Genomic DNA, 24,632 nt, shown 5'->3' on the forward strand with positions numbered 1-24,632 from the left:
AGGGGCCTGCTGCGCAGTCCAGCGGGAGCAAGCTCCCTCGCCACAAGGTGTGAGTCAGTTACTTGGCAGCTACTTTCTCGGACTTGCCGTCATAGCGCTTGCGCCATTCAGTCAGGATCTCGTCGCGATTCTTCGAGGCCCAGGCAAAGTCGTTCTTGATCAAGCGCTGCTCATAGTCCGCCGGCAATTCGGTCTGCGGCTTGGCGATACCCGGTTGCGCGAGCACCGCGAAGTTCTCTTTATAAAGTTCCATCGCCGCCGGGCTTGCGGAGAAGTCGGCCAGTTTCTTCGCCGCGTCTTCATTCGGTGTGCCTTTGATCACGGCGGTCGCTTCGATCTCCCAGCCCAGGCCTTCTTTCGGCAGGATGATGTCGAGCGGCGCGCCTTGGCGCTTCAACTGAACAGCCGGGTATTCGAAGGAAATGCCGATCGGGAATTCACCGGCAGCGGCGAGTTTGCACGGCTTGGAACCGGAGTGAACGTACTGGCCGATGTTCTGGTGCAGGTCGTCCATGTACTGCCAGCCCTGCTTCTCGCCGAAGGTTTGCAGCCAGGCGCTGACGTCGAGGAAACCGGTGCCGGACGAGGCCGGGTTGGGCATGACGATCTTGCCTTTGTACTCAGGCTTGGTCAGGTCCTGCCAGCTCACGGGCTTGCTCAAACCCTGCTTTTCGGCTTCGACAGTGTTGAAGCAAATGGTCGCCGCCCACACGTCCATGCCGACCCAGGCCGGTGGGTTGGCAGCATCACGGTAGTTGCCGCCGATCTTGCCCAGGTCCTTCGGCGCGTAGCTTTGCAGCATGCCTTGCTGATCGAGGATCGCCAGGCTCGATGCCGCCAGGCCCCACACCGCATCGGCTTGCGGGCGGGCTTTTTCGGCCAGCAGCTTGGCGGTGATGATGCCGGTGGAGTCGCGCACCCACTTGATCTCGACGTCCGGGTTGGCCTTCTCGAAGGCTTCTTTGTAGGTCTTCAGTTGTTCGGCTTCGAGGGCGGTGTACACCGTCAACTCGGTTTTCGCAGCGAAGGCGTTCAGGCTGAAAGCGGTGAGGACAGCAGCGGCCAGGGCCAAGGGCTTGAACATGGTGCAATTCCTGTGTGAGTTGAAGGTGTGAATCAAAGACCGGGCGCGGTCTGCCGCCAGGCCTGGGAGCGACGCAATAAACCGCGCGAGGCCCAGGCCAGCAGCAGGGACACGCCTGCCGAGGTGAACAGAATCAGGGTCGACATCGCCGCCGCGCCGCCGACGTTGCCGGCGTCGTCCATGTTCAGCACCGCCACCGCCGCGAGAATGGTGTCGGGGCTGTAGAGGAAGATCGCCGCCGAGACGGTGGTCATGGCCGAGACGAACAGGTAGCGCACGATGTCCAACAGCGCCGGCAGGCAGATCGGCACGGTGACCCGCAGGTAGTGCCGATACAGCGGCGCCTTGAGCGACAGCGCGGCGGCTTCGAACTCGGCGTCGAGTTGGCGCAGCGCGGTGGTGGCGGTCATTTGCGCGGTGGTCAAATAGTGAGCAATGGTGCAAACCACCAGCAGGCTCATGCTGCCGTAGAACACATGCAACGGATTGCCGTTGAGGTTGAAGAAGAAGACGTAACCCAGCCCCAGCACCAGGCCCGGCACCGCCATCGGTACGAAACTGAGCATGCGCAACATCAGATTCAGGCCGCGCTGACCACGGGTCTTTTCCATCAGGTACGCGCCGGTGAAGATCAGCACGCTGCCGATCAACGCCGTGCACAGCGCCATCTTCACGCTGTTGCCGTAGGCCAGCCAGCCGCCTCCCGCGGTGTCGTTGAACTGGTAATGGTTGAGCGACAGCGACAGGTTGTACGGCCAGAACTTCACCAGCGACGAGTACACCGCCATGCCGAACACCAGCAGCAATACCGCGCAGATCAGCAGCACGATGGCCAGATAACAACCGTCGCGCAGCTTCGACGGCGCTGGTTGAAACACTTGCGCCCGACCGCTCATGGAGTCGCCGTGACGCCGACGCAGCCAGGCGTCGACACCAAAGCTGAACAGCGCCGGCAGCAGCAGGACCATGCCGATCAGTGCGCCGCGACCGAATTGTTGCTGGCCGACCACCGCTTTGTAGGCTTCCAGCGCCAGCACTTGATAGTCGCCACCGACCACCACGGGCACACCGAAGTCGGTGATGGTCAGGGTGAACACCAAACAGAACGCCGCGAATACCGCCTGACGCGTCGCCGGCCAAGTGATGCTGCGAAAGGCTTTCGCCGGACTGGCGCCCATGCTGGAGGCGGCATCGAACAGTCGCGCATCCGCCAGGGACAACGCCGACAGCAAAATCATCAAGGCGTGTGGGAAGGTATAGATGACCTCGCCGAGCACAATGCCCCAGAAACCGTAGATGTTGTCCGAGAGCAGACCGCGCAACAGGCCCTGATTACCGAACAGATAAACCAGCGCAATCCCCGGCAACATCGACGGCGCCATCAACGGCAGCAGCGACATGCCGCGCCAGATACCTTTGCCGGGAATCATCGTGCGTTGCAGGGCGTAGGCAAACAGGTAGGCCAACGGTACGACAATCGCCGCCACGCTGAGGGAAACCTTCAGGCTGTTACCGAGCAACCAATGGAAATTCGCACTGGTCAGCAATTCACCGGCAGCCACCAGACCACCGCCCTGCCCGGCCTGCGAACTGAGCCCGCGCCAGAAGATCGCCAGCAACGGCATCAACACCGCCACGCCGAGCAACACCAGCAACAGCACCTTGCCGCCGACCACGAACAACCGGTCGCCGATCTCGGCGCGGGAGGTCTGCCGAACCTGCTTGTGCGGTATCGGCAGCGCGACGTTCGCGTTCATCAGGCAAACACCTGCAGGCTGCGCGGCGGCAAGGCGACCATGATCTGTTGCGCACCGAGTCGCGGCATGGCTTCCGGCGCCAGTTCCGCCAGTAGCGCATGGCCCGGCAGCTGATCGAGTTCGAAGCTCATGCGGCAACGATTGCCGAGGAAAGTGATTTCGCGAACCTTGGCCGGGAACAGGTTTTCTTCATGCACCAGCGGATTGACGTTGATCGCTTCGGGGCGGCAGAACAACCGGCCCGACGCGGTTTTCGCACTGCCTTCGGCCAGGCGCATGTGCATCCCGCCGACCTGGGCATGGCTGTCGCTGCTACGGCGGAACGGCAGCCAGTTGCCCTGACCGACAAACTCCGCCACAAACGGTGTGGCCGGACGGTCGTAGATATCCTGCGGCGTGGTGTACTGCTCGACCTTGCCGTTGTTCATCACGGCGATTCGGTCGGCCATCAGCATGGCCTCGTCCTGATTGTGGGTGACCATCAGGGTGGTGATGCCGAGATTGCGCTGCAATTGGCGCAGTTCGGTGCACAGATGCTCGCGGACCCGGGCGTCGAGCGCCGACATCGGTTCGTCCAGCAACAACAATGACGGCGCCGGAGCCAAGGCCCGAGCCAGGGCCACCCGTTGCTGTTGGCCGCCAGATAACTGGCCGGGGTATTTTTTTTCACTGCCGATCAGGCCGACCAGTTCCAGCATCTGACCGACTCGCTGGCGCACTTCCTCGCGACCGCTGCCGGCGAGGCCGTAGGCGATGTTCGCTTCGACGGTGAGATTGGGGAACAACGCGTAGGACTGGAAGAGAATGCCGTAGTCCCGGGCTTGAGGTGCCAGGTGGGAAACGTCGCGATCGCCGAGGTACAACTCGCCGCTGTCCTGGCGCTCAAGGCCGGCGATGCAGCGCAGCAAGGTGGTTTTGCCACAGCCCGACGGCCCCAAGAGGCACACCAGCTCACCCGCTGCCACGTCGAGGGAAACGTTATCCAGCGCGGTGAACGCGCCGAAGCGTTTCTGCACGCCGCGCACTTTCATCGGCGCGCCGGGGTTGGTCAGGGCAGTTGCGATCGAGTGGTTCATGGACAGGCCTCATCAAGCAGATGAGGGCCATCCTAGGTTTGCAATGCGTCTGTCATGTGGCAACGAGGCAAAAACGGCCGATAGTGGTATTCGGGGATTTTAGTTGGATGGAACGAACAGTGAATAACCTGTGGCGAGGGAGCTTGCTCCCGCTGGGTTGCGAAGCGGCCCCAGAAAATGGGCCTGCTGCGCAGTCCAGCGGGAGCAAGCTCCCTCGCCACAGGGATCTACGCCGGGGCCATTTCCTGCGCCAACCCGAGAAACGCCGCCGGCAGCCGGGCGCCTTTTCGTTCCTTGAGGCAGTACAGGTATTCGGGAATCTGCGGCGCATTTTCGAGGGTCAACACCCGCAATTGCGGATCGTGCGGCACTTCCTGCCGGGCGATGATGCTGATGCCGATGTTGCGCAGCACCGCTTCACGAATCGACTCGCGACTACCAATCTCCAGCAACGGCCCGAAACTCACTCCTGCGCTGGCCAGCAACTCTTCGGTCAAGCGCCGAGTGGTCGAGCCCGACTCGCGCATCAACAAGGTATGCCCCGCCAGCGCACTGAGCGGTACATGATCATGCACCGCCAGCGGATGATTGCGATGCACCGCCAACACCAGCGGATCGCTGCCGAGCACCCGGCGAATCAACCGCGCATCGTCGAGCAACTGCGAGGACGCGGCAACATCGACCCGGTAATCCTCCAGCGCTTCGAGCACCTGCTGGGAGTTGCCGATTTCCACCGACACCTCCACCTGCGGCAAGCGCTCGCGAAAGGTCTTCACCAGATCGAGGATGTAATACGGCGCCGTGGCGGCGATGCGCAACGTGCCCTGGACCTGACCACTGTTACGCAGGAAGAACTCGATATCGGCTTCCTGCTGCAACAGTGCCTTGACCATCGGCAACAGCCGCGCGCCTTCGTCGCTGACGCTGAGGCGGCGGCCGCCACGGTAGAACAGCTCAACCGAATACTGGCTTTCCAGATGCCGAATCTGGGTCGTCACCGTCGGTTGGCTCAGGCCGAGCTTTTTCGCCGCCAGGGTAATGCTGCCCAGCCGGGCCACCATGTAAAACGCCTTCAGCTCGGCACTCAGCACACCCGTCCCTCATCGTCTATTTGCGCAACAGGCGCAAACCGTTGAACACCACCAACAGGCTCACGCCCATGTCGGCGAACACCGCCATCCACATGGTGGCGATCCCGGCGAAGGTTACCCCAAGAAAGATCGCTTTGATGACCAATGCCAGGGCAATGTTCTGTTTGAGGATGTTAGAGGTCTGCCGCGACAGGCTGATGAAGGCAGGGATCTTGCGCAGATCATCGTCCATCAGGGCGACATCGGCGGTTTCGATGGCGGTATCGGTACCGGCCGCTGCCATGGCGAAACCGATCTCGGCCCGCGCCAGCGCCGGGGCGTCGTTGATGCCGTCGCCGACCATTCCCACGCGATAACCCTGGGCATACAGCGTTTCGATGGCTTGCAGCTTCTCGGTCGGCAACAGATCGCCCTGCGCCTGATCAATGCCCACATGGGCGGCGATGACCTGGGCGGTGTGAACGTTGTCGCCGGTCAGCATCAGGGTTTTGACGCCCAGCTCATGCAATTGCTGGATCGCTTCGCGGCTGGACGCTTTCACGGTGTCTGCCACGGCGAACAGCGCCAGGGGACCTGACTTGTCGAGCAACAGCACCACCGACTTGCCCTGTTTCTCCAGCGCAAACAGTTTTTCTTCCAGCGCTGGAGAACACAGGCCCAGATCTTCCACCAGTCGATGGTTGCCCAGGTGATAGAGCTCACCATTGATCTCACCGCGTACTCCACGCCCCGCCAAGGCTTCGAAGTTATCCACAGTCAGCGGCGCGCGCTGGTTATCCACAACTGCCGCGTTGGCGATGGCCAGCGACACCGGGTGATCCGAGCGACCAGCCAGCGCCGCCGCAAGGGCCGGGGCTGTTTGATCGGCGGTCGGGTCGAGGGACAAATAGTCGGTCTGCACCGGTTTGCCATGCGTGAGGGTGCCGGTCTTGTCGAGAGCCAGGTAATCGAGTTTGTAGCCGTGCTCCAGGTAGACGCCGCCCTTGACCAGAATCCCTTTGCGCGCCGCTGCCGCGAGGCCGCTGACGATGGTCACCGGAGTGGAAATCACCAAGGCGCATGGGCAGGCGACCACCAGCAACACCAGCGCCCGATAGATCCAGTCGAACCACAGCGCGTCCATGAACAGCGGCGGGATCACCGCCACGGCGAGGGCCAGGATGAACACCGCCGGTGTGTAGATTTTCGAAAAGCTGTCGACGAAACGCTGGGTCGGCGCCCGCGCCCCTTGGGCCTGTTCGACGGCATGAATGATCCGCGCCAGGGTCGAATTGCTCGCTGCGGCAGTCACCACATATTCCAGCGAACCGGACTGGTTGATGGTGCCGGCAAACACCTTGTCGCCAACGGTTTTCTCGACCGGCAGGCTCTCGCCGGTAATCGGCGCCTGATCGATGGTCGAGCTGCCGGACACCACTTCGCCATCCAGACCGATCCGCTCGCCGGGACGCACTCGCACCCGCGCACCCAGCTCGATGTTTTTCACCGGTTGTGCGACCCAACTGCCATCGGCTTGCTGCACCGTGGCTTGCTCGGGCGCCATCTGCATCAGTCCGCCGATGGCGTTGCGCGCCCGGTCCAGGGACCTGGCTTCGATCAACTCGGCGACGGTGAACAGGAACATCACCATCGCCGCTTCCGGCCATTGGCCGATCAGGACCGCACCGGTCACCGCGATGCTCATCAGCGCGTTGATGTTCAGGTTGAGGTTTTTCAGGGCGATCCAGCCCTTTTTATAGGTACCCAGGCCGCCACTGAGGATTGAGATCAGCGCAATCACCGCCACCACCCAATTGGGCGCCGCGTTAGTGAAGTGGATCACTTCAGCCGCCAACGCACCAACGCCGGACAGCGCCAATGGCCACCAAGGTTTTTTCTCTGGCACAGGTATTGGCGCTTCGACGCCTTGTTCCAGCGGCTCGGCGTGCATGCCGAGCGACTTGATCGCCTCGATGATCGGCGCGGTGCCCGGCAGGTCATGGGTCACGCCCAACACCCGGTTGATCAGGTTGAACTCCAGTTGCTGCACACCCGCAAGCTTGCCGAGCTTGTTCTGGATCAGCGTCTGCTCGGTCGGGCAGTCCATGGCCTCGATGCGGAAGCTGCTCAGCCGCGCGCCAGCGGTCGGCGTTTCGCTCAACTTGATCAGCGATGGCGCTGCGGCTTTGGAGGAACAGCAGGAATCGCCGTGGCCGCCATGATCATGGCTACCATGGACATGCTGGGGCACAGGCTGCAGCTTGTGGCTGTGATCGTGATCGTGATCGTGATCAGCCTCGGGTTTGTGGGTGTGAAGAGAATCGCTCATTGGTCGCGTCCATGAAGGTGCCTGTTGCCAAGTAAAGACCCTGTAGCCACTATAGGGTCAAGCACCCTTTTGGAGATTGACGCGATGAAAATAGGAGAACTGGCGAAACTCACCGACTGCGCCGTGGAAACCATCCGCTACTACGAGCGCGAAAACCTGCTGCCGGAACCGGCCCGCAGCGACGGTAATTACCGCGTCTACACCCAGGCCCACGCCGAGCGCCTGACCTTCATCCGCAACTGCCGCACCCTCGACATGACTCTCGAGGAAATCCGCAGCCTGCTGGCCCTGCGCGACAGCCCGCAGGATCAATGCGAAAACGTCAACGCGTTGATCGACGAACATATCCACCATGTGAAGGCACGAATCGACGGTTTGCTGGCGTTGCAGACACAACTGCTCGACCTGCGCCAACGCTGCAGCGAAGGGCCGGATATCGATCAGTGCGGGATTTTGCAGCGGTTGGAGGTGAGTGGCGGGGTTGTGGCGACGGAGGTGGAGCATTCCCATGTTGGCCGCAGTCACGGCCACTAAAAACACCACAACCCCCGTAGGAGCTGCCGAAGGCTGCGATCTTTTGATCCTTAAAGATCAAGATCAAAAGATCGCAGCCTTCGGCAGCTCCTACAGGGGAATCGGCGTGACGCTTTAGACCGCCATCGGCGCGGTCATTGGGGCGTGGTGCTCGTAGCCTTCGAGCGAGAAGTCACTCGGCTCGATCAGCTCCAGCCATTCCGGCTGGTACACGCCGGTCTTGGCGAATTCCGGCACACGGTCGGATATCTTCAGCTTCGGCATAGCGAACGGCTCGCGCTTGAGCTGTTCGTTGAGCATATCCAGGTGGTTTTCGTAGACGTGGGCATCGCCGATGAAATAGGTGAACCAGCGCGGCGTGTAACCGGTCAGGCGGCCGATCAGGCTCAGCAGCGCGGCGCCTTCGGTGAGGTTGAACGGCGTGCCCAGGCCCAGGTCGTTGGAGCGGATGTAGAGGGTCAGGGAGATTTCCCTGGTCTCGACATTCGGGTGGAACTGGTACAGCAAGTGGCACGGCGGCAGGGCCATCTCATCGAGCTGCGCAACGTTCCAGCCGTGGAACAGGATGCGACGGCTGCCCGGGTCCTTGATGATGGTGTCGACGCACTGGCGGATCTGGTCGATCGCCTTGTACAGCACCACATAAGCCTGGCCGTCTTCTTCGCCTTCGGCGATCTGCCGATAACCCTGGCTCAGGGTCTGCTCGATGGCGGCCTGGTTGCTGACCGGAATCTGCTTGTACGCCGGCCATTTGCGCCATTGCACGCCGTAGATCTCGCCGAGGTCGTCTTCGCCCTGACGGAACGGGTTGGCCAGCCACTGGGCGTTTTCGTTGGCATTCTGGTCCCAGACCTTGCAGCCCAACGCACGGAATTCAGCGGCGTTGTTCACCCCGCGCAGAAAACCGCACATCTCGCCGATGGCCGACTTGAACGCCATCTTGCGGGTGGTGATCGCCGGGAAACCTTCCTGCAAATCGAAGCGCAGCATCGCACCCGGAAAGCTGATGGTGTTCACGCCGGTGCGGTTGGCCTGTTTGGTGCCGTTCTTGATGACATGGGCGACCAGTTCGAGATATTGCTTCATGAATTACCTGTGTCCTTGAACCCGGAGCCGTCGCCCCGGGGTTCGAATTTTTTGCGCCGGCTTCTTATGCAGCTGCGGGGGCCGCCGGGGCGCGTCGATAAGCCAGCCAGATCAGGAATAGACCGCCGACGATCATCGGTACGCACAGCACCTGGCCCATGGTCAGCCAGTTCCAGGCCAGATAGCCCAGCTGCGCATCCGGTACGCGAACGAATTCGACGATGAACCGGAAGATGCCGTAGAACAGCGCGAACATCCCGGACACCGCCATGGTCGGCCGTGGCTTGCGCGAGAACAGCCAGAGGATCAGGAACAGCGCCACACCTTCCAGCGCAAACTGGTACAGCTGCGACGGATGACGCGGCAACTGCGCCGGGTCGCTGAACGGCGGGAAGATCATCGCCCACGGCACGTCGGTCGGCTTGCCCCACAACTCGGCGTTGATGAAATTACCAATGCGTCCGGCGCCCAGGCCGATCGGCACCATCGGCGCGACGAAATCCATCAGCTGGAAGAACGACTTGTTGTTCTTTTTACCAAACCACAACGCTGCGAGCATCACACCGATGAAGCCACCGTGGAACGACATGCCGCCCTTCCACACTTCGAAGATCAACATCGGGTTGGCCAGGTAAGCGCTCAGATCATAAAACAGCACATAACCCAGGCGGCCGCCGACGATGACGCCCATCGACATCCAGAACACCATGTCGGAGAGTTTCTCCTTGGTCCAGGTCGGGTCGAAGCGGTTCAGCCGACGGGACGCCAGCAGCCACGCGCCGCCGATGCCGACCAGGTACATCAGGCCGTACCAGTGGATTTTCAGCGGACCGATGGCCAGGGCCACCGGGTCGATCTGCGGGTAAGGCAGCATTGCGACTCCTCGTTAGAGTTGAAACCTTCAAAATTCCCGGGCGACGCTGTCACGCCAGGATTAAGCCAGGATTGCGTTACGTGTCAGAGCAGGAAGTTCAAGCCGACGCAAAACAGCAAAGCGGCAAACAGTCTTTTCAGCAAGCGTGGCGACAGCCTGTGGGCCAGTCGCGCACCGAGGCGGGCGAAGACCATGCTGGTCAGGGCGATCCCCAGCAGCGCCGGCAAATAAACAAAACCGAGACTATGGGCCGGCAGCAGTGGATCGTGCCAGCCCAGAATCATGAAACTTAATGCACTTGCCAAGGCGATGGGCAGGCCACAAGCCGACGACGTCGCCACCGCTTGTTGCATCGGTACGCTGCGCCAGGTCAGGAACGGCACGGTCAGCGAACCGCCGCCGATCCCGAAAATCGCCGAGGCCCAGCCAATCACACTGCCGGCCACGGTCAGGCCGACTTTACCAGGCACCGTTCGGCTGGCCTTGGGTTTGAAGTCCAAAGCGAGTTGAACCGCGATGATCAACGCGAATACGCCGATGATCTTCTGCAGATTCGGCCCGGAGATCGCTTCGGCGGTCAGCGCGCCGAAACCGGCACCGATCAGAATGCCGAGGGTCATCCAGGCAAAAATCGGCCAACGCACGGCGCCGCGGCGATGATGCTCGCGAACCGCATTGACCGACGTAAAAATGATCGTCGCCAGGGAAGTGCCGACTGCAAGATGCGTCAGGATCGACACATCAAATCCCTGCAAGGTGAAGCTGAACACCAGCACCGGAACGATAATGATCCCGCCGCCTACCCCAAACAGCCCGGCCAGCACGCCCGCACAGGCGCCCAGCGCCAGATAGAGCAGAAATTCCATGGCCACATCCCCAAGCATCCCGAAACAGGAGCGGCATGGTAACGGATGCATGGCCTCGGGCTCCACTGCGGATGGCGATGGATCGATGAGCGATGTCTGCGTAGAGTGAGCAAAAAACACACAAGGACCACCTTATGTGCCTGATTGTCTTTGCCTGGCGGCCGGGTCATGCCCAACCGCTGATCGTGGCGGCCAACCGCGACGAATTCTATGCCCGGCCCAGCCTGCCTTTGGCGCAATGGCCGCAAGCTGCGCACGTGTACGCCGGTCGTGACCTTGAGGCCGGCGGTACGTGGCTCGGTGTCGGCGCCCATGGGCGCTTCGCCGCGCTGACCAACATCCGCGATCCACTTCAGCCGCCGGCCGCCAGGTCGCGAGGCGAACTGGTGGCGCAATTTCTCATCGGCGACATGCCGATTGAAGACTATTTAAACGACGTTGTCCGACGTTCGCCTGAATATGCCGGGTTTAATCTGCTGATCGGCAATGCCAGCGAGTTGTGGCACTTCAATGCCCGGGAGACCGAGGCGGTCAGGCTCAAGCCTGGGGTTTATGGGCTATCGAACGCGGGGCTGGATACACCGTGGCCAAAAGTGCTCAAGGCCAAGGCAGCACTGAGCGAAGTACTGGACGACCCGCAGCCGCAGGCGCTATTGGCCTTGCTCAGCGATCCGCAGACGGCGCCGCTTGCCGAGCTGCCGGACACTGGCGTGGGGCAAACCACCGAGACGTTGTTGTCGAGTGTGTTTATCAAGAGCCAGGCTTATGGGACACGGGCGAGCACGGCGTTGATTGTTCAGGCGGATGGGGTGCGGCATATGGTCGAACGGAGCTTCGGGCCGTATGGGGGGCATCTTGGGGAAATAGAGATCAAAATCTAAAAGATCGTCCGAACGCGGCCCGAACCTTCGGCAGCTCCTACAGGGCTTTGCGTACACCTGTAGGAGCTGCCGAAGGCTGCGATCTTTTTGCGTCCACTCGGTTAGAGGGTCTTGACCGAAGCCGGATTGATCATCCGCGCCAACCCAAGGTTCTTCAGCGCCAGTTGCAGTGAGCTGTGGATAACTTGCGGGTTGTCGATGGTCATCAGCTCCGCCAGCAACTCCTTGGCCTTGCTCAGGTTGATCTGACGCAGCATCCACTTCACTTTCGGCAAGTTGGTGGCGTTCATCGACAGGCTGTCGAAGCCCATTGCCATCAACAGCACCGCCGCCGCCGGGTCACCGGCCATTTCGCCGCAGATACTCACCGGTTTGCCTTCGGCATGCGCATCGCGCACCACGCTCTGCAGGGCTTGCAGCACCGCCGGGTGCAGGTAGTCGTAGAGGTCGGCCACCCGTGGGTTGTTTCGGTCCACGGCCAACAGGTACTGGGTCAGGTCGTTGGAGCCGACCGACAGGAAGTCCACTTGCCGCGCCAGTTCCTTGGTCTGGTACACCGCCGCCGGAATCTCGATCATCACGCCAACCGGCGGCATCGGCACGTCGGTGCCTTCGTCGCGGACTTCGCCCCAGGCCCGGTGGATCAGGTGCAAGGCTTCTTCCAGTTCATGGGTGCCGGAAATCATCGGCAACAGAATGCGCAGGTTGTTCAGGCCTTCGCTCGCCTTGAGCATGGCGCGAGTCTGCACCAGGAAGATTTCCGGGTGGTCGAGGGTCACGCGAATGCCGCGCCAGCCGAGGAACGGGTTGTCTTCCTTGATCGGGAAGTACGACAGCGCCTTGTCACCGCCAATGTCCAGGCTGCGCATGGTCACTGGTTGTGGATGGAACGCGGCGAGTTGCTCGCGATAGATCGCCAGTTGTTCCTTTTCACTCGGGAAACGCTGGTTGATCATGAACGGCACTTCGGTCCGGTACAGACCCACGCCCTCGGCACCGCGCTTCTGCGCCCGCGCCACGTCCGCCAGCAGGCCGGTGTTGACCCACAGCGGCATGCGGTGGCCATCGACCGTTACGCACGGCAGGTCGCGCAATGCATCCAGCCCGAGGGCCAGTTGTTTCTCTTCCTCGACCACGTCGGCGAACTGCTTGCGCAGCACGTCACTCGGGTTGGTGTAGACCTCGCCGTGGTAGCCGTCGACGATCATCTGGATGCCGTCGACCTTGGAGTACGGCAGGTCGACCAGGCCCATCACCGTCGGAATACCCATGGCGCGCGCCAGGATCGCCACGTGGGAGTTGCCGGAACCGAGTACCGACACCAGGCCCACCAGCTTGCCTTCCGGCACCTCGCCGAGCATCGCCGGCGTCAGTTCTTCGCTGACCAGAATGGTGTTGTCGGGGTAGACCAGCGTCTGCTGCCGCTCTTCCTGCAAGTAGGCGAGCAAACGGCGACCGAGGTCTTTGACGTCCGAGGCGCGCTCACGCAGGTAGGCGTCGTCCATCAGTTCGAAACGGTTGACGTGATCGGTAACCACCTGACGCAATGCGCCCTGGGCCCACTGACCGGTCTTGATCACGGTGGTGACTTCGCTGCCGAGCGAGGCATCATCGAGCATCATCAGGTAGACGTCGAACAGCGCCCGCTCTTCAGGCCGCAGCTGGGTTGCCAGCTTGGCGGACAAGGCACGCATGTCGGCGCGCACGCCTTCGATGGCCGTCTTGAACAACCCAAGTTCTGCATCGATGTCGGTGATGGTCTTGTCCGGCACCACGTCCAGATCGGCCGGTGGCAGCATGACGACCGCGGTGCCGACCGCCGCGCCCGGCGAACCCGGTACGCCGACGAACTTTGCTTCCTGAATACCTTTGCCCTGACGGCCCAGGCCACGGATCGAACCGGTGGCCTCGGCGTGGGCGATAACGCCGGCGAGCTGCGCGCTCATGGTCACGAGGAAGGCTTCTTCACCCTCATCGAACTGGCGGCGTTCCTTTTGTTGAATGACCAACACGCCGACGACGCGGCGGTGGTGAATGATCGGCGCCCCGAGGAACGACGCGTAGCGCTCTTCACCGGTCTCGGCGAAGTAACGGTAGCGCGGGTGATCCGCGGCGTTTTCGAGGTTCAGGGGTTCTTCACGCGTGCCGACCAGGCCGACCAGACCTTCGTTGGGTGCCATGCTGACTTTGCCGATCGAGCGCTTGTTCAAGCCCTCGGTGGCCATCAGCACGAAGCGGTTGGTCTCTGGATCAAGCAGGTAGACCGAGCAGACCTGGCTGCCCATGGCCTCTTTGACGCGCAACACAATAATCCCCAACGCCGCCTTGAGATCCTTGGCGGAGTTAACTTCCTGGACGATCTTGCGCAGCGTATTGAGCATGGCTCGGGGTCGAACTCCGTCGTCAGTCGCGCGCTAAAAGGCGCGGGGCAAGCTCTTTGAGAGCGCGTCGATACACCTCGCGCTTGAATGTCACCACCTGGCCCAACGGATACCAATAGCTGACCCAGCGCCAGCCATCGAATTCCGGTTTACCGGTCAAATCCATCCGCACCCGCTGCTCGTTGGAGATCAGGCGCAGGAGAAACCATTTCTGCTTCTGGCCGATGCACAGCGGTTGGCTGTGCGTTCTGACCAAACGTTGCGGCAAACGATAACGCAACCAGCCCCGGGTGCAGGCGAGAATTTCAACATCTTCGCGCTCCAGGCCCACTTCTTCGTTCAACTCGCGGTACAAGGCGTCTTCCGGCGTCTCCTGGGGGTTGATCCCGCCCTGTGGAAACTGCCAGGCATCTTGATTGATTCGGCGAGCCCATAGCACCTGGCCAGCATCATTCGTCAGAATGATCCCGACATTGGGGCGGAAACCATCGGGGTCGATCACGGCAACAACCTCGCAAACGCATGTCGCCGCATTGTTCCACAAAGGTTGTGAAAGCAGCAACGAGCCGACCTACCTTATGTGCACTCTTGTGAAAAGTCCGTATTCTGGAGACCTTTCTACAGACTTTTCAGCGAGTAACTGCAATGCGGCTGGCTTTATTCGACTTGGACAACACGCTTCTGGGCGGCGACAGTGACCACGCCTGGGGCGATTATCTGTGCGAACGCGGTTTCCTCGACGCCGTCGCCTACAAGGCACGCAACGACGAGTTCTATCAGGACTACCTGGCCGGCAAGCTGGATCAGGCCGCCTACCTGAACTTCTGCCTGGAAGTCCTTGGTCGCACCGAAATGGCGACACTGGATCAATGGCACCTGGATTACATGCGCGACTGCATCGAACCGCTCGTGCTGCCCAAAGGCCTCGAACTGCTGGCCCAACACCGTGAGGCCGGCGACAAGCTGGTCATCATCACCGCCACCAACCGCTTTGTGACCGGGCCGATCGCCACGCGTTTAGGCGTTGAAACCCTGATCGCCACCGAATGCGAAATGATCGACGGCCGCTACAGCGGGCGCAGCACCGATATCCCGTGCTTCCGTGAAGGCAAGGTGACCCGGTTGAATCGTTGGCTGGAAGAAACCGGCCACAGCCTGGAAGACAGTTATTTCTACAGCGACTCGATGAACGACTTGGCGTTGCTGGAGCAAGTGACGAATCCGATCGCGGTCGATCCGGACCCTAACTTGCGGGCCGAGGCCGAGAAACGTGGCTGGCCGGTGATCAGTCTGCGCGATTGATTACGCCTGTAGCAGCTGCCGAGGTACGAGGCTGCGTTGCGGTCCGCAGGACCGCCCTTCGGGGCCGCTTCGCAGCCCATCGCAGCCTCGTACCTCGGCAGCTGCTACAGATTCCGCGCTATACCGGCTTGGCGCCCATCAACCCCGCAATGGCGATAAAGCAGACAAAACTGAACAACGCCAACGCCAACGTAAACTTCCCATTGCCCGCCGAAGGCGCCTTGCGCAGCCGATTGAGCCGCACCAGCAGCCAGAACCAGCCCAGCGCCGCCACGGTGTACAGCACACTGGACGCCAGCAACCAGGTCTGCCCCAACGGCCAGCCCACCAGATGCACCATCCACCAGCCGGTGAACGGCATGCTCAACAGCGCCAGGCCCATCAACAGCCAGATGAACACCTGCGGTCGCTGCAAGGTACGCGCAGGCGCCGTCGCATCACCGTTACGACGAGTGCGCCAGACCCAGATTGCCAGCCCCAGTGCGCTCAGCAACAGCAGCACCGTCGCCACGCCATGCGCGACTTTGAGGGCGGTTAACGTTTCCATTGTTCGATTTCCTTATAGGCTGCCCATCAGCGTAGCCGCTCAGCCGAGAAACAGCTGATAGGCCGGGTTGTCGCTTTCGTCCCAGTACGGGTAGCCGATTTCTTCCAGCGCCGCCGGTACCAGATGACGTTCGTCGTGGGGCACTTGCAGGCCCGCGACCACACGGCCATCCGCCGCGCCGTGGTTGCGGTAGTGGAACATCGAAATGTTCCAGCGCCCACCGAGTTTGTTGAGAAAGTTGAACAACGCACCCGGACGCTCCGGGAACTCGAAGCGCAGCACCACCTCATCGACCACCTGGGCGGCACGCCCGCCAACCATGTGGCGTATGTGCAACTTGGCCAGTTCGTTGTCGGTCAGGTCGAGTACCGGGAACCCCTGCTCGGTCAGACTGCCGAGCAGCGCACTGCGCGGGTCGTTTTCCGGATGGGTCTGCACGCCGACAAAAATGTGCGCTTCGCTGCCGGTGTTGTAGCGGTAGTTGAATTCGGTGATCTGGCGCTTGCCGATGGCTTCGCAGAACGCCTTGAAACTGCCCGGTTTCTCGGGGATGGTCACGGCGATGATGGCTTCGCGGCCCTCGCCCAGCTCGGCGCGCTCGGCGACGTGTCGCAAGCGGTCGAAATTGACGTTGGCGCCAGAATCAATGGCCACGAAGGTGTGACCGGTGACGCCGCGTTGCTCAACGTACTTCTTGATCCCGGCCACACCCAAGGCGCCGGCAGGTTCAGTGATCGAGCGGGTATCGTCGTAGATATCCTTGATCGCCGCACAGATTTCATCGGTGCTGACGGTGATCACTTCATCAACGTAGTCTTTGCAGATATCGAAGGTGTGCTGGCCGATCTGCGCCACCGCGACGCCATCGGCAAACAGGCCCACGGTCGGCAACACCACGCGCTCGCCGGCCGCCATGGCGGCTTGCAGGCAGTTGGAATCATCCGGTTCGACACCGATGATCTTGATGTCCGGACGCAGGTATTTCACGTACGCCGCAATCCCGGCGATCAATCCGCCGCCGCCCACCGGAACGAAGATCGCATCCAGGCGCCCCGGGTGCTGGCGCAGAATCTCCATGGCCACCGTGCCCTGCCCGGCAATGGTGTGGGGATCGTCGTAGGGGTGAATGTAGACGTAGCCTTTTTCGTCGACCAGTTTCAGCGAGTAGGCCAGGGCTTCCGGGAACGAATCGCCGTGCAGTACCACTTTGCCGCCGCGCGAACGCACGCCTTCGACCTTGATCTCCGGGGTGGTCTTGGGCATCACGATGGTCGCTTTCACGCCCAGCACTTTGGCTGCCAGGGCCAGGCCTTGCGCATGGTTGCCCGCCGAAGCGGTGACCACGCCACGCGCTCGCTCTTCATCGCTCAGTTGCGTCAGCTTGTTGTAAGCGCCGCGAATCTTGAACGAGAACACCGGCTGCAAGTCTTCACGCTTGAGCCAAATCTCGTTGCCCAGCCGCTCGGAGAGCTGGCGAGCAGTCTGCAATGGGGTTTCTACGGCAACGTCATAAACGCGCGAGGTGAGGATCTTTTTGACGTACTGTTCGAGCATCGGAAAGCATCACTGAACGGGTTGGGCAGGGCCAAGGAGTCTAACCCGGCTTTTGGGCGTGCGACCACACGAATCAAGAGGTTTTAGCCTTTGCAGACATCGCGGATCCATTGTGGCGAGGGGGCTTGCCCCCGTTCGGCTGCGAAGTAGTCGTAAAATCTGTTTATGCGGTATGTCTGAAAGAATGCCAGGGGAGCGCTGCGCACTCCAACGGGGGCAAGCCCCCTCGCCACAGGAGTGTTTCCCCCAGCACTATCGCGAGGCCTATAATGCCGGCCTTTCGTCCCCCTCTTCGGCACCTCGGAGCCCGCATGACCCAGGATCAACTCAAACAGGCAGTGGCTCAGGCCGCCGTCGACTTCATCCTCCCGAAACTCGATGACAAGAGCATCGTCGGGGTCGGCACCGGCTCTACCGCCAATTGCTTCATCGACGCCCTGGCCAAGCACAAAGGCGCGTTTGACGGCGCAGTGGCCAGTTCCGAAGCCACCGCCGCGCGCCTCAAGGGCCACGGTATTCCGGTGTATGAGCTCAATACCGTCAGCGATCTGGAGTTCTACGTCGACGGCGCCGATGAAAGCGACGAGCACCTGCACCTGATCAAGGGCGGCGGCGCAGCCCTGACCCGCGAGAAGATCGTGGCGGCCGTGGCCAAGACCTTCATCTGCATCGCCGACGCCAGCAAACTGGTGCCGGTGCTCGGTGCGTTCCCATTGCCGGTGGAAGTGATCCCGATGGCCCGCAGCCACGTGGCCCGCGAACTGGTGAAGCTCGGCGGCGACCCGGTTTACCGTGAAGGCGTGCTAACCGACAACGGCAACATCATCCTCGACGTGTTCAACATGCAGATCACCAACCCGGTGGAGCTGGAAACACAGATCAACGCCATCGTCGGCGTGGTCACCAACGGTTTGTTCGCGGCCCGCCCGGCTGACTTGCTACTGCTGGGCACGAGCGAAGGCGTGAAAACCCTCAAGGCCTGATGCCTTAGCCATCTGTAGGAGCGAAGCTAGCTCGCTCCTACACTTGGTTTTGGGGTGTTGGTCAGGGCTGTGCCGGTTTTTTGAACACGTAGAACAGGTTCGGCTCACTGACCAAGTACAGGGTACCGTCGTCATCCATGGCAATGCCTTCTGCTTGCGGCACAGGCTTGAGCAACCCCTGACGGCCCTTGCTCAGTGACAGCGTACTCAGCGGTCGCCCGTCCACATCCAGCTCGAGAATCAACCGCGACTCATCGGACAGCGCCAGCAAATGCCCGCTGCGCTCGTCGTATTGCAGGCTCGACAAGTCCCGCACGAACATTCCGCCATCGCGCTTGGGATTGTTCACCACGTGCACCGCGTAGGACTTCTCCGGGTTGTAATGGGGAAAGCCCTGCACTTCGTAGATCAGCATCGGGTCGCGCTCCTTGGCGACGAACAAGCGCTTGCCCACCGAGTCATAGGCCAACCCCTCAAATCCCTTGTTGCCGCTCATGTGCACGCCGAGGGCCATCTGCTCGGCGTCCGCGGCATCGAGGAACGTCGTGCCCTTGCGCAGATGAATCTTGATCAGCCGTTGCTCACGCTCATCGGTGATCACGTAAGTGTCAGCGCTAATGAACTCGACTGCTTCCGGGTCGCCGAACCCGACCAGCGCCACACGCCGCAGGATTTTGCCTTCCAGGGACAACTCGATCAGCTCGGCTTTTTTGTGGGTGACAGTGAACAGGCTTTTGCGCACTGGATCGAAGGTCAGCGCTGAAACATCGTCGTCCAGACCGTCAATGACTCGCGCCTCGATCGCCACCTGATACTGGTCCAGGCCAATGGGCTGGGCATTCATCGGCTGCCATAGCGCCTGCACATTGAACCCACTGCGCTCGAACAGGCGCGGGTATTGGCCGACGGCAACCAACACGATCAGGGCAATGACCGACAGGATCAGCATCAGGGGTTTGGGGCGGACAAGTCGACGCATTCAGGCAAACTCGGAAACAGGACGGGCGGATGAAACACCACGGCTGCCTGAATTAAAACCCTAATGGCCCGCGACCTTCTACCGCAACTACCGAACCTGTTGCTTTTCGAAGCGGTAGAACAGGTTCGGCTCGCTCACCATGTACAACGTGCCTGCTTCGTCCATGGTGACGCCTTCGGCACGGGGAATGGTTTTCTTCAGGCCATTGAACCCTCCGAGCAAGGTCATGAAACTGACCTGCTCACCCTTCTCGTCCAGTTCCAGCAACAAGTGAGAGTCGGCGGACAGCACCAGGGTGTGGCCGGTGCGCGGATCGATGGCCAGGGCCGACAGGTTACGGACATCCAGTGCGTCGCTGGAAAGTTTTTGCTTGTCACCCTTGAGGATCTGGCTGCCATCGCTTTTCCAGCTGAACAGCGCCGGTGGACGCTCTTCACCCAGCAGAAGTTGCTGGCGGCGGGCATCCCAGACGACGGCTTCGAAGCCTTTATTCTGGTTTTTCGAGGGACCAAGATCGTATTTCGGGAAATTGGCGATGTTCAGCTCGCGCGTATCGGCATCGACCTTCACGATCGAGAGCAGGTGTTCGCGCTCATCGGTAATCGCCAGCAAACCATTGCCCATTACCGTCACCCCTTCCGGGTTGCTCCAACCCACCAGCGGCATTTTGCGCAACACGTCGCCCTGCAACGTCAGCTCGACCAGGAACGGGTTCTTGCCCATCACGGAGAACAGGGTTTTGGTCTGCGGGTCGTAAGACACGTCCGACGCTTCGTCCTTCTCCATGCCCGGCAGCAGTTTGGCGTCGATCACCGCCCGATAGTCCGGCAGCCAGACACTCTCTTTGCGTTCGGCAGGGCTTTCGAAGCGCTCCTTCACCCAGAGCACACCGCGATCATCCCAATGCATCGCAAACGCAAGGCCATAAGCAGCGACCGCCACCAGTAAAAGCCAGGAATACCAACGCATGACAAAACGCGAGCGGCGTGCAGTTTTCAGCTTGGGCAGCGATTCGATGGCCATTCAGGGATGCGTTCCAGAAATTCAGGCTATGGGTAATAGCACATTGGGACAGGCTCAGATGCCATAAGCCCCGGAATTATCCAGACAAAATGTGAAAAAAACGGGAAATGGCCGGATTGCCCTGTGTGGGCAGCCAAGATCAAAAGATCGCAGCCTGCGGCAGGCTGCGATCTTTTGCCTTTTAGAGAACGCTACTGGTAAAGCGGCTGACACCCGGCAATTCGAGCACCAGTTCGTCACCGACATTCAACGGGCCAACGCCCACCGGCGTGCCAGTGAGGATCACGTCCCCGGCCTGCAGCGAGAAGCAGCCGGCCATGTACTGGATCATCGGCACGATCGGATTGAGCATGTCCTTGCTGTTGCCATCCTGACGGACTTCGCCATTGATGGTCAGGCGGATGCCGATGTCGGTCAGATCAGCAAACGTGCTGCCGGCCACGAATGGCGCAATCACCGCCGCACCGTCGAAGCACTTGGCGATTTCCCACGGCAGGCCCTTGGCTTTAAGCTCGGCCTGCTTGTCGCGCAGGGTCAGGTCCAGGGCCGGGGCGAAGCCGGAGATGGCATCCAGCACTTCTTCGCGGCTCGGCTTGGTCGACAATGGCTTGCCGATCAGCACCGCTATTTCTGCTTCGTAATGCACCGAACCGCGCTCGGTCGGAATGCTGAAGCTGCCTTCCAGTGGCACCACGCAGCTGCCGGGCTTGATGAACAGCAGTGGTTCGGTGGGCACCGGGTTGTCCAGTTCCTTGGCGTGTTCGGCGTAGTTGCGGCCGATGCACACCACTTTCCCCAGCGGGAAATGAATACGCGTTCCGTCGACATACTGGTGCTGATAGCTCATTGACCGACTCCTGCTTCGTGCTCTTAAAGTTCGAAGAATCAAACAGCGAAAATCTTGCCTGGGTTCATGATGCCATTCGGGTCGAACACCGCTTTGACGGCTTTCATGTACTCGATCTCAACCGGTGAGCGGCTATAGGTCAAGTAATCACGCTTGGTCATGCCCACGCCATGTTCGGCGGAAATCGAACCGTTGTACTTCTCGACGGTTTCGAACACCCACTTGTTGACGGTGGCGCACTTGGCGAAGAACTCATCCTTGCTCAGGTTATCCGGCTTGAGGATGTTCAAGTGCAGGTTGCCGTCGCCGATGTGGCCGAACCAGACAATTTCGAAGTCTGGGTAGTGTTCGCCGACGATCGCGTCGATTTCCTTCAGGAACGCTGGGACTTTCGACACAGTGACCGAAATGTCGTTTTTGTACGGCGTCCAGTGGGAAATGGTTTCGGAGATGTACTCGCGCAGCTTCCAGAGGTTCTGCAACTGGGTATCGCTCTGGCTCATCACGCCGTCCAGCACCCAGCCCTGCTCGACGCAGTGCTCGAAGGTTTCCAGGGCGTGGTTGGCCACATCGACGGTGGTCGCTTCGAATTCCAGCAGCGCATAAAACGGGCAGTCGGATTCGAACGGCGCCGGTACATCGCCGCGCGCCATGACCTTGGCCAGGGCTTTGTCGGAGAAGAATTCGAACGCAGTCAGGTCAAGTTTGCCCTGGAACGCGTGCAATACCGGCATGATCGAATCGAAATCGGCAGTGCCGAGGACCATCGCGGTGAGGTTTTTCGGCGCACGGTCCAGACGCATGGTGGCTTCGACGACAAAGCCCAGCGTGCCTTCGGCGCCGATGAACAGCTGACGCAGGTCGTAGCCGGTGGCGTTCTTGATCAGGTCTTTGTTCAGCTCCAGCAGATCGCCCTTGCCGGTGACGACTTTCATGCCGGCCACCCAGTTGCGGGTCATGCCGTAGCGAATCACCTTGATCCCGCCGGCATTGGTGCCGATATTGCCGCCAATCTGGCTGGAACCTGCCGAAGCGAAGTCCACCGGATAGTACAAACCGTGCTCTTCAGCCTTGTTCTGTAATTGTTCGGTAACCACGCCCGGCTGACAAACGGCCGTGCGATCGGTCAGGTTCACATCGAGGATCTGGTTCATGTAGTCGAAGGACACGACCACTTCGCCATTGGCCGCCACTGCTGCGGCAGAAAGCCCGGTACGACCGCCGGACGGCACCAGCGCAACCCTGTGTTCATTGGCCCAACGGACAATGGCCTGGACCTGCTCAATATTCTTGGGAAACACAATGGCCGTCGGGGCCGGGGCGAAATGTTTGGTCCAATCCTTGCCGTAAGCGTTCAGGGAGTCGGCGTCGGTCAGGACCTTGCCAGGCTCAACCAGGGTCTTCAGCTCATCAATCAGCGCAGGATTGGTCATCGACAGAACTCTCGAACAATTCATGGTCATCCTGAGTACGCTTCACGTCGCAGAATGAGTGTTAGCAGGTCGCATATGCTAGCATACCGACCCCGCAGGATAGTGCCCAAAGGCTGTTCTGCGGCGACGGCTTTCCTGCCGTCCGGGTCAGCTCTGGCTGCTCCCTTCCCTGCCATTTTTTCTCCGGGACACAGGTTTACGCAGATGAGCAAGACTTCTCTCGATAAGAGCAAGATCAAGTTCCTTCTTCTCGAAGGCGTCCACCAATCGGCTGTCGACGTCCTCAAGGCGGCGGGCTACACCAGCATCGAGTACCTCACAGGTTCTCTGCCGGACGCCCAGCTGAAGGAAAAGATCGCTGATGCTCACTTCATCGGCATTCGCTCCCGCACTCAATTGACCGAAGAGATCTTCGATCACGCGAAGAAACTGGTGGCTGTCGGCTGTTTCTGCATCGGTACCAACCAGGTCGACCTCAACGCGGCTCGCGAACGCGGTATCGCGGTATTCAACGCGCCGTACTCCAACACTCGCTCCGTTGCGGAACTGGTGCTGGCCGAGGCGATCCTGTTGCTGCGCGGCATCCCTGAGAAGAACGCTTCCTGCCACCGTGGCGGCTGGATCAAAAGCGCAGCCAACTCCTTCGAAATCCGCGGCAAAAAGCTGGGTATCGTCGGTTACGGCTCGATCGGTACTCAACTGTCGGTCCTGGCTGAAGGTCTGGGCATGCAGGTTTACTTCTACGACACCGTGACCAAGCTGCCACTGGGCAACGCCACCCAGGTCGGCAACCTGCACGAGCTGTTGGGCATGTCCGACATCGTCACCCTGCACGTTCCGGAAACCGCTGCCACCCAGTGGATGATCGGCGAGAAGGAAATCCGCGCCATCAAGAAGGGCGGCATCCTGATCAATGCCGCGCGCGGCACCGTGGTCGAATTGGACGCCCTGGCGGACGCGATCAAGGACAAGCACCTGATCGGCGCGGCCATCGACGTATTCCCGGTGGAGCCACGCTCCAACGAAGAAGAGTTCGAAAGCCCGCTGCGTGGCCTGGACAACGTGATCCTGACCCCGCACATCGGTGGTTCTACCGCTGAAGCACAGGCCAACATCGGTCTGGAAGTAGCAGAAAAACTGGTCAAGTACAGCGACAACGGTACGTCGGTATCGTCCGTGAACTTCCCGGAAGTGGCCCTGCCGGCTCACCCTGGCAAGCACCGTCTGCTGCACATCCACGAGAACATTCCGGGTGTGATGAGCGAGATCAACAAGGTCTTCGCCGAAAACGGCATCAACATTTCCGGTCAGTTCCTGCAGACCAACGAGAAAGTCGGCTACGTCGTGATCGACGTCGATGCCGATTACTCGGAAATGGCGCAAGAGAAGCTGCAGCACATCAACGGCACCATTCGTTGCCGCGTGCTGTTCTGATTCAGACTTGAGCGACAAAAAAAGGGAGACCCTCGGGTCTCCCTTTTTTCATGGCAGCTTTTTCATGGCCGCTTTTTCATGGCTGCGGAAAAGTTACTTCACAGTGATGGTGATTTTCTTTGAAACGATCGGCGGATCGAACGGCATGTGACCGCTGTCGCCCAGTTCGAGCTGCAAGGTGTGCTTGCCCGGTGCCAGTTTGATTTCAGCGTGAGTCTGCGCTTTGCCGAAGTGCATATGATTGGCATCGTTTGGAATCGGAGCACCGGCGGCTGGTAGTTTGTCGACATCGATCAGCAAATGGTGATGGCCAGTATTTTTGGTGACATCGCCTGCTGGTGCCAGCGCGATTTCCTTGACGCCGAAATTCACGGTAAAGGTTTGCGCGACCGTGGCTCCGTCCTCAGGAGATACGATGAACACTTCTGCCCCCTTCGGAGCCGGGGTGGCGGCACTGGCCAGCACCGAAACACCCATCAGCACACCAGCCAATGCTGCTCGTGACATAAAGCTTTTCATTCTCTTCTCCAGTTTTTCCGTAAAATTCGCTCAGCCGTGAACAACTTAACGGCCATTCGTTGTCGAAGGCACT

The 24,632-nt window shown here is 60.5% G+C and carries 22 protein-coding genes; 5 read left to right on the top strand and 17 right to left on the bottom strand.

The features are described from left to right. Window positions 1-58: 58 nt before the first annotated feature. From LOY36_RS27010 to LOY36_RS27030, 5 genes are all read right to left on the bottom strand, one after another. The gene (locus LOY36_RS27010) at window positions 59-1,084 is read right to left on the bottom strand and encodes a putative 2-aminoethylphosphonate ABC transporter substrate-binding protein (RefSeq protein ID WP_258671513.1); all 1,026 of its coding nucleotides are present in this window, start codon (window positions 1,082-1,084) and stop codon (window positions 59-61) included. A 32-nt stretch (window positions 1,085-1,116) separates the two neighbouring features. Further along, window positions 1,117-2,841 (bottom strand): putative 2-aminoethylphosphonate ABC transporter permease subunit, encoded by a 1,725-nt coding sequence (locus LOY36_RS27015; protein WP_258671515.1) that lies wholly within the window; start codon window positions 2,839-2,841, stop codon window positions 1,117-1,119. Then, window positions 2,841-3,917: a putative 2-aminoethylphosphonate ABC transporter ATP-binding protein gene (locus LOY36_RS27020; RefSeq protein ID WP_258671516.1), complete on the bottom strand. Its 1,077-nt coding sequence runs from the start codon at window positions 3,915-3,917 to the stop codon at window positions 2,841-2,843. Before LOY36_RS27020 ends, LOY36_RS27015 begins: the two co-directional genes overlap by 1 nt. Before the next feature lie 227 nt (window positions 3,918-4,144). Beyond that, window positions 4,145-5,008: a LysR family transcriptional regulator gene (locus tag LOY36_RS27025; protein WP_018928662.1), complete on the bottom strand. Its 864-nt coding sequence runs from the start codon at window positions 5,006-5,008 to the stop codon at window positions 4,145-4,147. Between the two features lie 16 nt (window positions 5,009-5,024). Then, on the bottom strand, window positions 5,025-7,316 hold the full coding sequence (locus LOY36_RS27030) for a heavy metal translocating P-type ATPase (RefSeq protein WP_258671518.1): 2,292 nt from the start codon (window positions 7,314-7,316) through the stop codon (window positions 5,025-5,027). Window positions 7,317-7,400: 84 nt separating this feature from the next. Here LOY36_RS27030 and cadR point away from each other — a divergent pair, with 84 nt between their 5' ends. Next, window positions 7,401-7,850, top strand: a complete 450-nt coding sequence (gene cadR, locus LOY36_RS27035) for a Cd(II)/Pb(II)-responsive transcriptional regulator (protein ID WP_007897786.1) — start codon at window positions 7,401-7,403, stop codon at window positions 7,848-7,850. A gap of 114 nt (window positions 7,851-7,964) precedes the next feature. On the opposite strand, the gene LOY36_RS27040 is transcribed toward cadR, so the two are convergent. The 3 genes from LOY36_RS27040 to LOY36_RS27050 form a co-directional block, all read right to left on the bottom strand. Further along, entirely contained in the window at window positions 7,965-8,936 is a 972-nt protein-coding gene (locus tag LOY36_RS27040; protein ID WP_008007347.1) for a thymidylate synthase, read from the bottom strand. A 64-nt stretch (window positions 8,937-9,000) separates the two neighbouring features. Further along, window positions 9,001-9,810, bottom strand: a complete 810-nt coding sequence (gene lgt, locus LOY36_RS27045) for a prolipoprotein diacylglyceryl transferase (RefSeq protein WP_019580577.1) — start codon at window positions 9,808-9,810, stop codon at window positions 9,001-9,003. 83 nt (window positions 9,811-9,893) lie between these two features. Next, complete coding sequence (locus LOY36_RS27050) at window positions 9,894-10,676, bottom strand: sulfite exporter TauE/SafE family protein (protein ID WP_258671521.1); 783 nt, start codon at window positions 10,674-10,676, stop codon at window positions 9,894-9,896. A 134-nt stretch (window positions 10,677-10,810) separates the two neighbouring features. On the opposite strand from LOY36_RS27050, the gene LOY36_RS27055 reads away from it, so the two are divergent. Then, entirely contained in the window at window positions 10,811-11,557 is a 747-nt protein-coding gene (locus LOY36_RS27055; protein ID WP_258671523.1) for an NRDE family protein, read from the top strand. 101 nt (window positions 11,558-11,658) lie between these two features. On the opposite strand, the gene ptsP is transcribed toward LOY36_RS27055, so the two are convergent. Both ptsP and LOY36_RS27065 read right to left on the bottom strand, forming a co-directional pair. Then, window positions 11,659-13,938, bottom strand: coding sequence for a phosphoenolpyruvate--protein phosphotransferase (gene ptsP / locus LOY36_RS27060; protein WP_018928656.1), 2,280 nt, complete (start codon window positions 13,936-13,938; stop codon window positions 11,659-11,661). A gap of 22 nt (window positions 13,939-13,960) precedes the next feature. Further along, on the bottom strand, window positions 13,961-14,440 hold the full coding sequence (locus LOY36_RS27065; protein ID WP_007897732.1) for an RNA pyrophosphohydrolase: 480 nt from the start codon (window positions 14,438-14,440) through the stop codon (window positions 13,961-13,963). A gap of 143 nt (window positions 14,441-14,583) precedes the next feature. Here LOY36_RS27065 and LOY36_RS27070 point away from each other — a divergent pair, with 143 nt between their 5' ends. Beyond that, the gene (locus tag LOY36_RS27070) at window positions 14,584-15,240 is read left to right on the top strand and encodes an HAD family phosphatase (protein ID WP_018928655.1); all 657 of its coding nucleotides are present in this window, start codon (window positions 14,584-14,586) and stop codon (window positions 15,238-15,240) included. Window positions 15,241-15,358: 118 nt separating this feature from the next. Here LOY36_RS27070 and LOY36_RS27075 read toward each other — a convergent pair whose 3' ends face one another. Further along, a complete protein-coding gene (locus LOY36_RS27075; protein WP_258671525.1) occupies window positions 15,359-15,787 on the bottom strand; it encodes a DUF2269 domain-containing protein in 429 nt (142 codons plus the stop codon). 39 nt (window positions 15,788-15,826) lie between these two features. Further along, a complete protein-coding gene (ilvA, locus tag LOY36_RS27080) occupies window positions 15,827-17,341 on the bottom strand; it encodes a threonine ammonia-lyase, biosynthetic (protein ID WP_258671527.1) in 1,515 nt (504 codons plus the stop codon). A 311-nt stretch (window positions 17,342-17,652) separates the two neighbouring features. Here ilvA and rpiA point away from each other — a divergent pair, with 311 nt between their 5' ends. Then, entirely contained in the window at window positions 17,653-18,324 is a 672-nt protein-coding gene (gene rpiA, locus LOY36_RS27085) for a ribose-5-phosphate isomerase RpiA (RefSeq protein ID WP_007939283.1), read from the top strand. 61 nt (window positions 18,325-18,385) lie between these two features. On the opposite strand, the gene LOY36_RS27090 is transcribed toward rpiA, so the two are convergent. The 4 genes from LOY36_RS27090 to LOY36_RS27105 form a co-directional block, all read right to left on the bottom strand. Next, window positions 18,386-19,303 (bottom strand): SdiA-regulated domain-containing protein, encoded by a 918-nt coding sequence (locus LOY36_RS27090; protein WP_258671528.1) that lies wholly within the window; start codon window positions 19,301-19,303, stop codon window positions 18,386-18,388. A gap of 87 nt (window positions 19,304-19,390) precedes the next feature. Beyond that, window positions 19,391-20,326 (bottom strand): SdiA-regulated domain-containing protein, encoded by a 936-nt coding sequence (locus tag LOY36_RS27095; RefSeq protein ID WP_064621008.1) that lies wholly within the window; start codon window positions 20,324-20,326, stop codon window positions 19,391-19,393. Window positions 20,327-20,507: 181 nt separating this feature from the next. Next, a complete protein-coding gene (locus LOY36_RS27100) occupies window positions 20,508-21,173 on the bottom strand; it encodes a fumarylacetoacetate hydrolase family protein (RefSeq protein WP_019580569.1) in 666 nt (221 codons plus the stop codon). 38 nt (window positions 21,174-21,211) lie between these two features. After that, window positions 21,212-22,606, bottom strand: a complete 1,395-nt coding sequence (locus LOY36_RS27105; protein ID WP_258674226.1) for an FAD-binding oxidoreductase — start codon at window positions 22,604-22,606, stop codon at window positions 21,212-21,214. Between the two features lie 204 nt (window positions 22,607-22,810). Here LOY36_RS27105 and serA point away from each other — a divergent pair, with 204 nt between their 5' ends. Next, a complete protein-coding gene (serA, locus tag LOY36_RS27110) occupies window positions 22,811-24,040 on the top strand; it encodes a phosphoglycerate dehydrogenase (protein WP_018928647.1) in 1,230 nt (409 codons plus the stop codon). A gap of 93 nt (window positions 24,041-24,133) precedes the next feature. Here the strand turns inward: serA and LOY36_RS27115 are convergent, their stop codons facing one another. Continuing rightward, window positions 24,134-24,559 carry a DUF4399 domain-containing protein gene (locus LOY36_RS27115; RefSeq protein ID WP_019650185.1) on the bottom strand — a complete coding sequence of 142 codons (426 nt, stop codon included), beginning with the start codon at window positions 24,557-24,559 and terminating at the stop codon, window positions 24,134-24,136. Window positions 24,560-24,632 lie beyond the last annotated feature (73 nt).

This window comes from Pseudomonas sp. B21-019, assembly GCF_024749225.1.
Taxonomy (GTDB): Bacteria; Pseudomonadota; Gammaproteobacteria; order Pseudomonadales; family Pseudomonadaceae; genus Aquipseudomonas.

Excerpts from the sequence above, each read along its gene's own strand:
- LOY36_RS27010 (WP_258671513.1), bottom strand. The coding sequence starts at position 1,084 with ATGTTCAAGCCCTTGGCCCTGGCCGCTGCTGTCCTCACCGCTTTCAGC.
- LOY36_RS27015 (WP_258671515.1), bottom strand. The coding sequence starts at position 2,841 with ATGAACGCGAACGTCGCGCTGCCGATACCGCACAAGCAGGTTCGGCAG.
- LOY36_RS27020 (WP_258671516.1), bottom strand. The coding sequence starts at position 3,917 with ATGAACCACTCGATCGCAACTGCCCTGACCAACCCCGGCGCGCCGATG.
- LOY36_RS27030 (WP_258671518.1), bottom strand. The coding sequence starts at position 7,316 with ATGAGCGATTCTCTTCACACCCACAAACCCGAGGCTGATCACGATCAC.
- cadR (WP_007897786.1), top strand. The coding sequence starts at position 7,401 with ATGAAAATAGGAGAACTGGCGAAACTCACCGACTGCGCCGTGGAAACC.
- LOY36_RS27040 (WP_008007347.1), bottom strand. The coding sequence starts at position 8,936 with ATGAAGCAATATCTCGAACTGGTCGCCCATGTCATCAAGAACGGCACC.
- lgt (WP_019580577.1), bottom strand. The coding sequence starts at position 9,810 with ATGCTGCCTTACCCGCAGATCGACCCGGTGGCCCTGGCCATCGGTCCG.
- LOY36_RS27050 (WP_258671521.1), bottom strand. The coding sequence starts at position 10,676 with ATGGAATTTCTGCTCTATCTGGCGCTGGGCGCCTGTGCGGGCGTGCTG.
- LOY36_RS27055 (WP_258671523.1), top strand. The coding sequence starts at position 10,811 with ATGTGCCTGATTGTCTTTGCCTGGCGGCCGGGTCATGCCCAACCGCTG.
- ptsP (WP_018928656.1), bottom strand. The coding sequence starts at position 13,938 with ATGCTCAATACGCTGCGCAAGATCGTCCAGGAAGTTAACTCCGCCAAG.
- LOY36_RS27070 (WP_018928655.1), top strand. The coding sequence starts at position 14,584 with ATGCGGCTGGCTTTATTCGACTTGGACAACACGCTTCTGGGCGGCGAC.
- LOY36_RS27075 (WP_258671525.1), bottom strand. The coding sequence starts at position 15,787 with ATGGAAACGTTAACCGCCCTCAAAGTCGCGCATGGCGTGGCGACGGTG.
- ilvA (WP_258671527.1), bottom strand. The coding sequence starts at position 17,341 with ATGCTCGAACAGTACGTCAAAAAGATCCTCACCTCGCGCGTTTATGAC.
- rpiA (WP_007939283.1), top strand. The coding sequence starts at position 17,653 with ATGACCCAGGATCAACTCAAACAGGCAGTGGCTCAGGCCGCCGTCGAC.
- LOY36_RS27090 (WP_258671528.1), bottom strand. The coding sequence starts at position 19,303 with ATGCGTCGACTTGTCCGCCCCAAACCCCTGATGCTGATCCTGTCGGTC.
- LOY36_RS27095 (WP_064621008.1), bottom strand. The coding sequence starts at position 20,326 with ATGGCCATCGAATCGCTGCCCAAGCTGAAAACTGCACGCCGCTCGCGT.
- LOY36_RS27100 (WP_019580569.1), bottom strand. The coding sequence starts at position 21,173 with ATGAGCTATCAGCACCAGTATGTCGACGGAACGCGTATTCATTTCCCG.
- LOY36_RS27105 (WP_258674226.1), bottom strand. The coding sequence starts at position 22,606 with ATGACCAATCCTGCGCTGATTGATGAGCTGAAGACCCTGGTTGAGCCT.
- serA (WP_018928647.1), top strand. The coding sequence starts at position 22,811 with ATGAGCAAGACTTCTCTCGATAAGAGCAAGATCAAGTTCCTTCTTCTC.
- LOY36_RS27115 (WP_019650185.1), bottom strand. The coding sequence starts at position 24,559 with ATGAAAAGCTTTATGTCACGAGCAGCATTGGCTGGTGTGCTGATGGGT.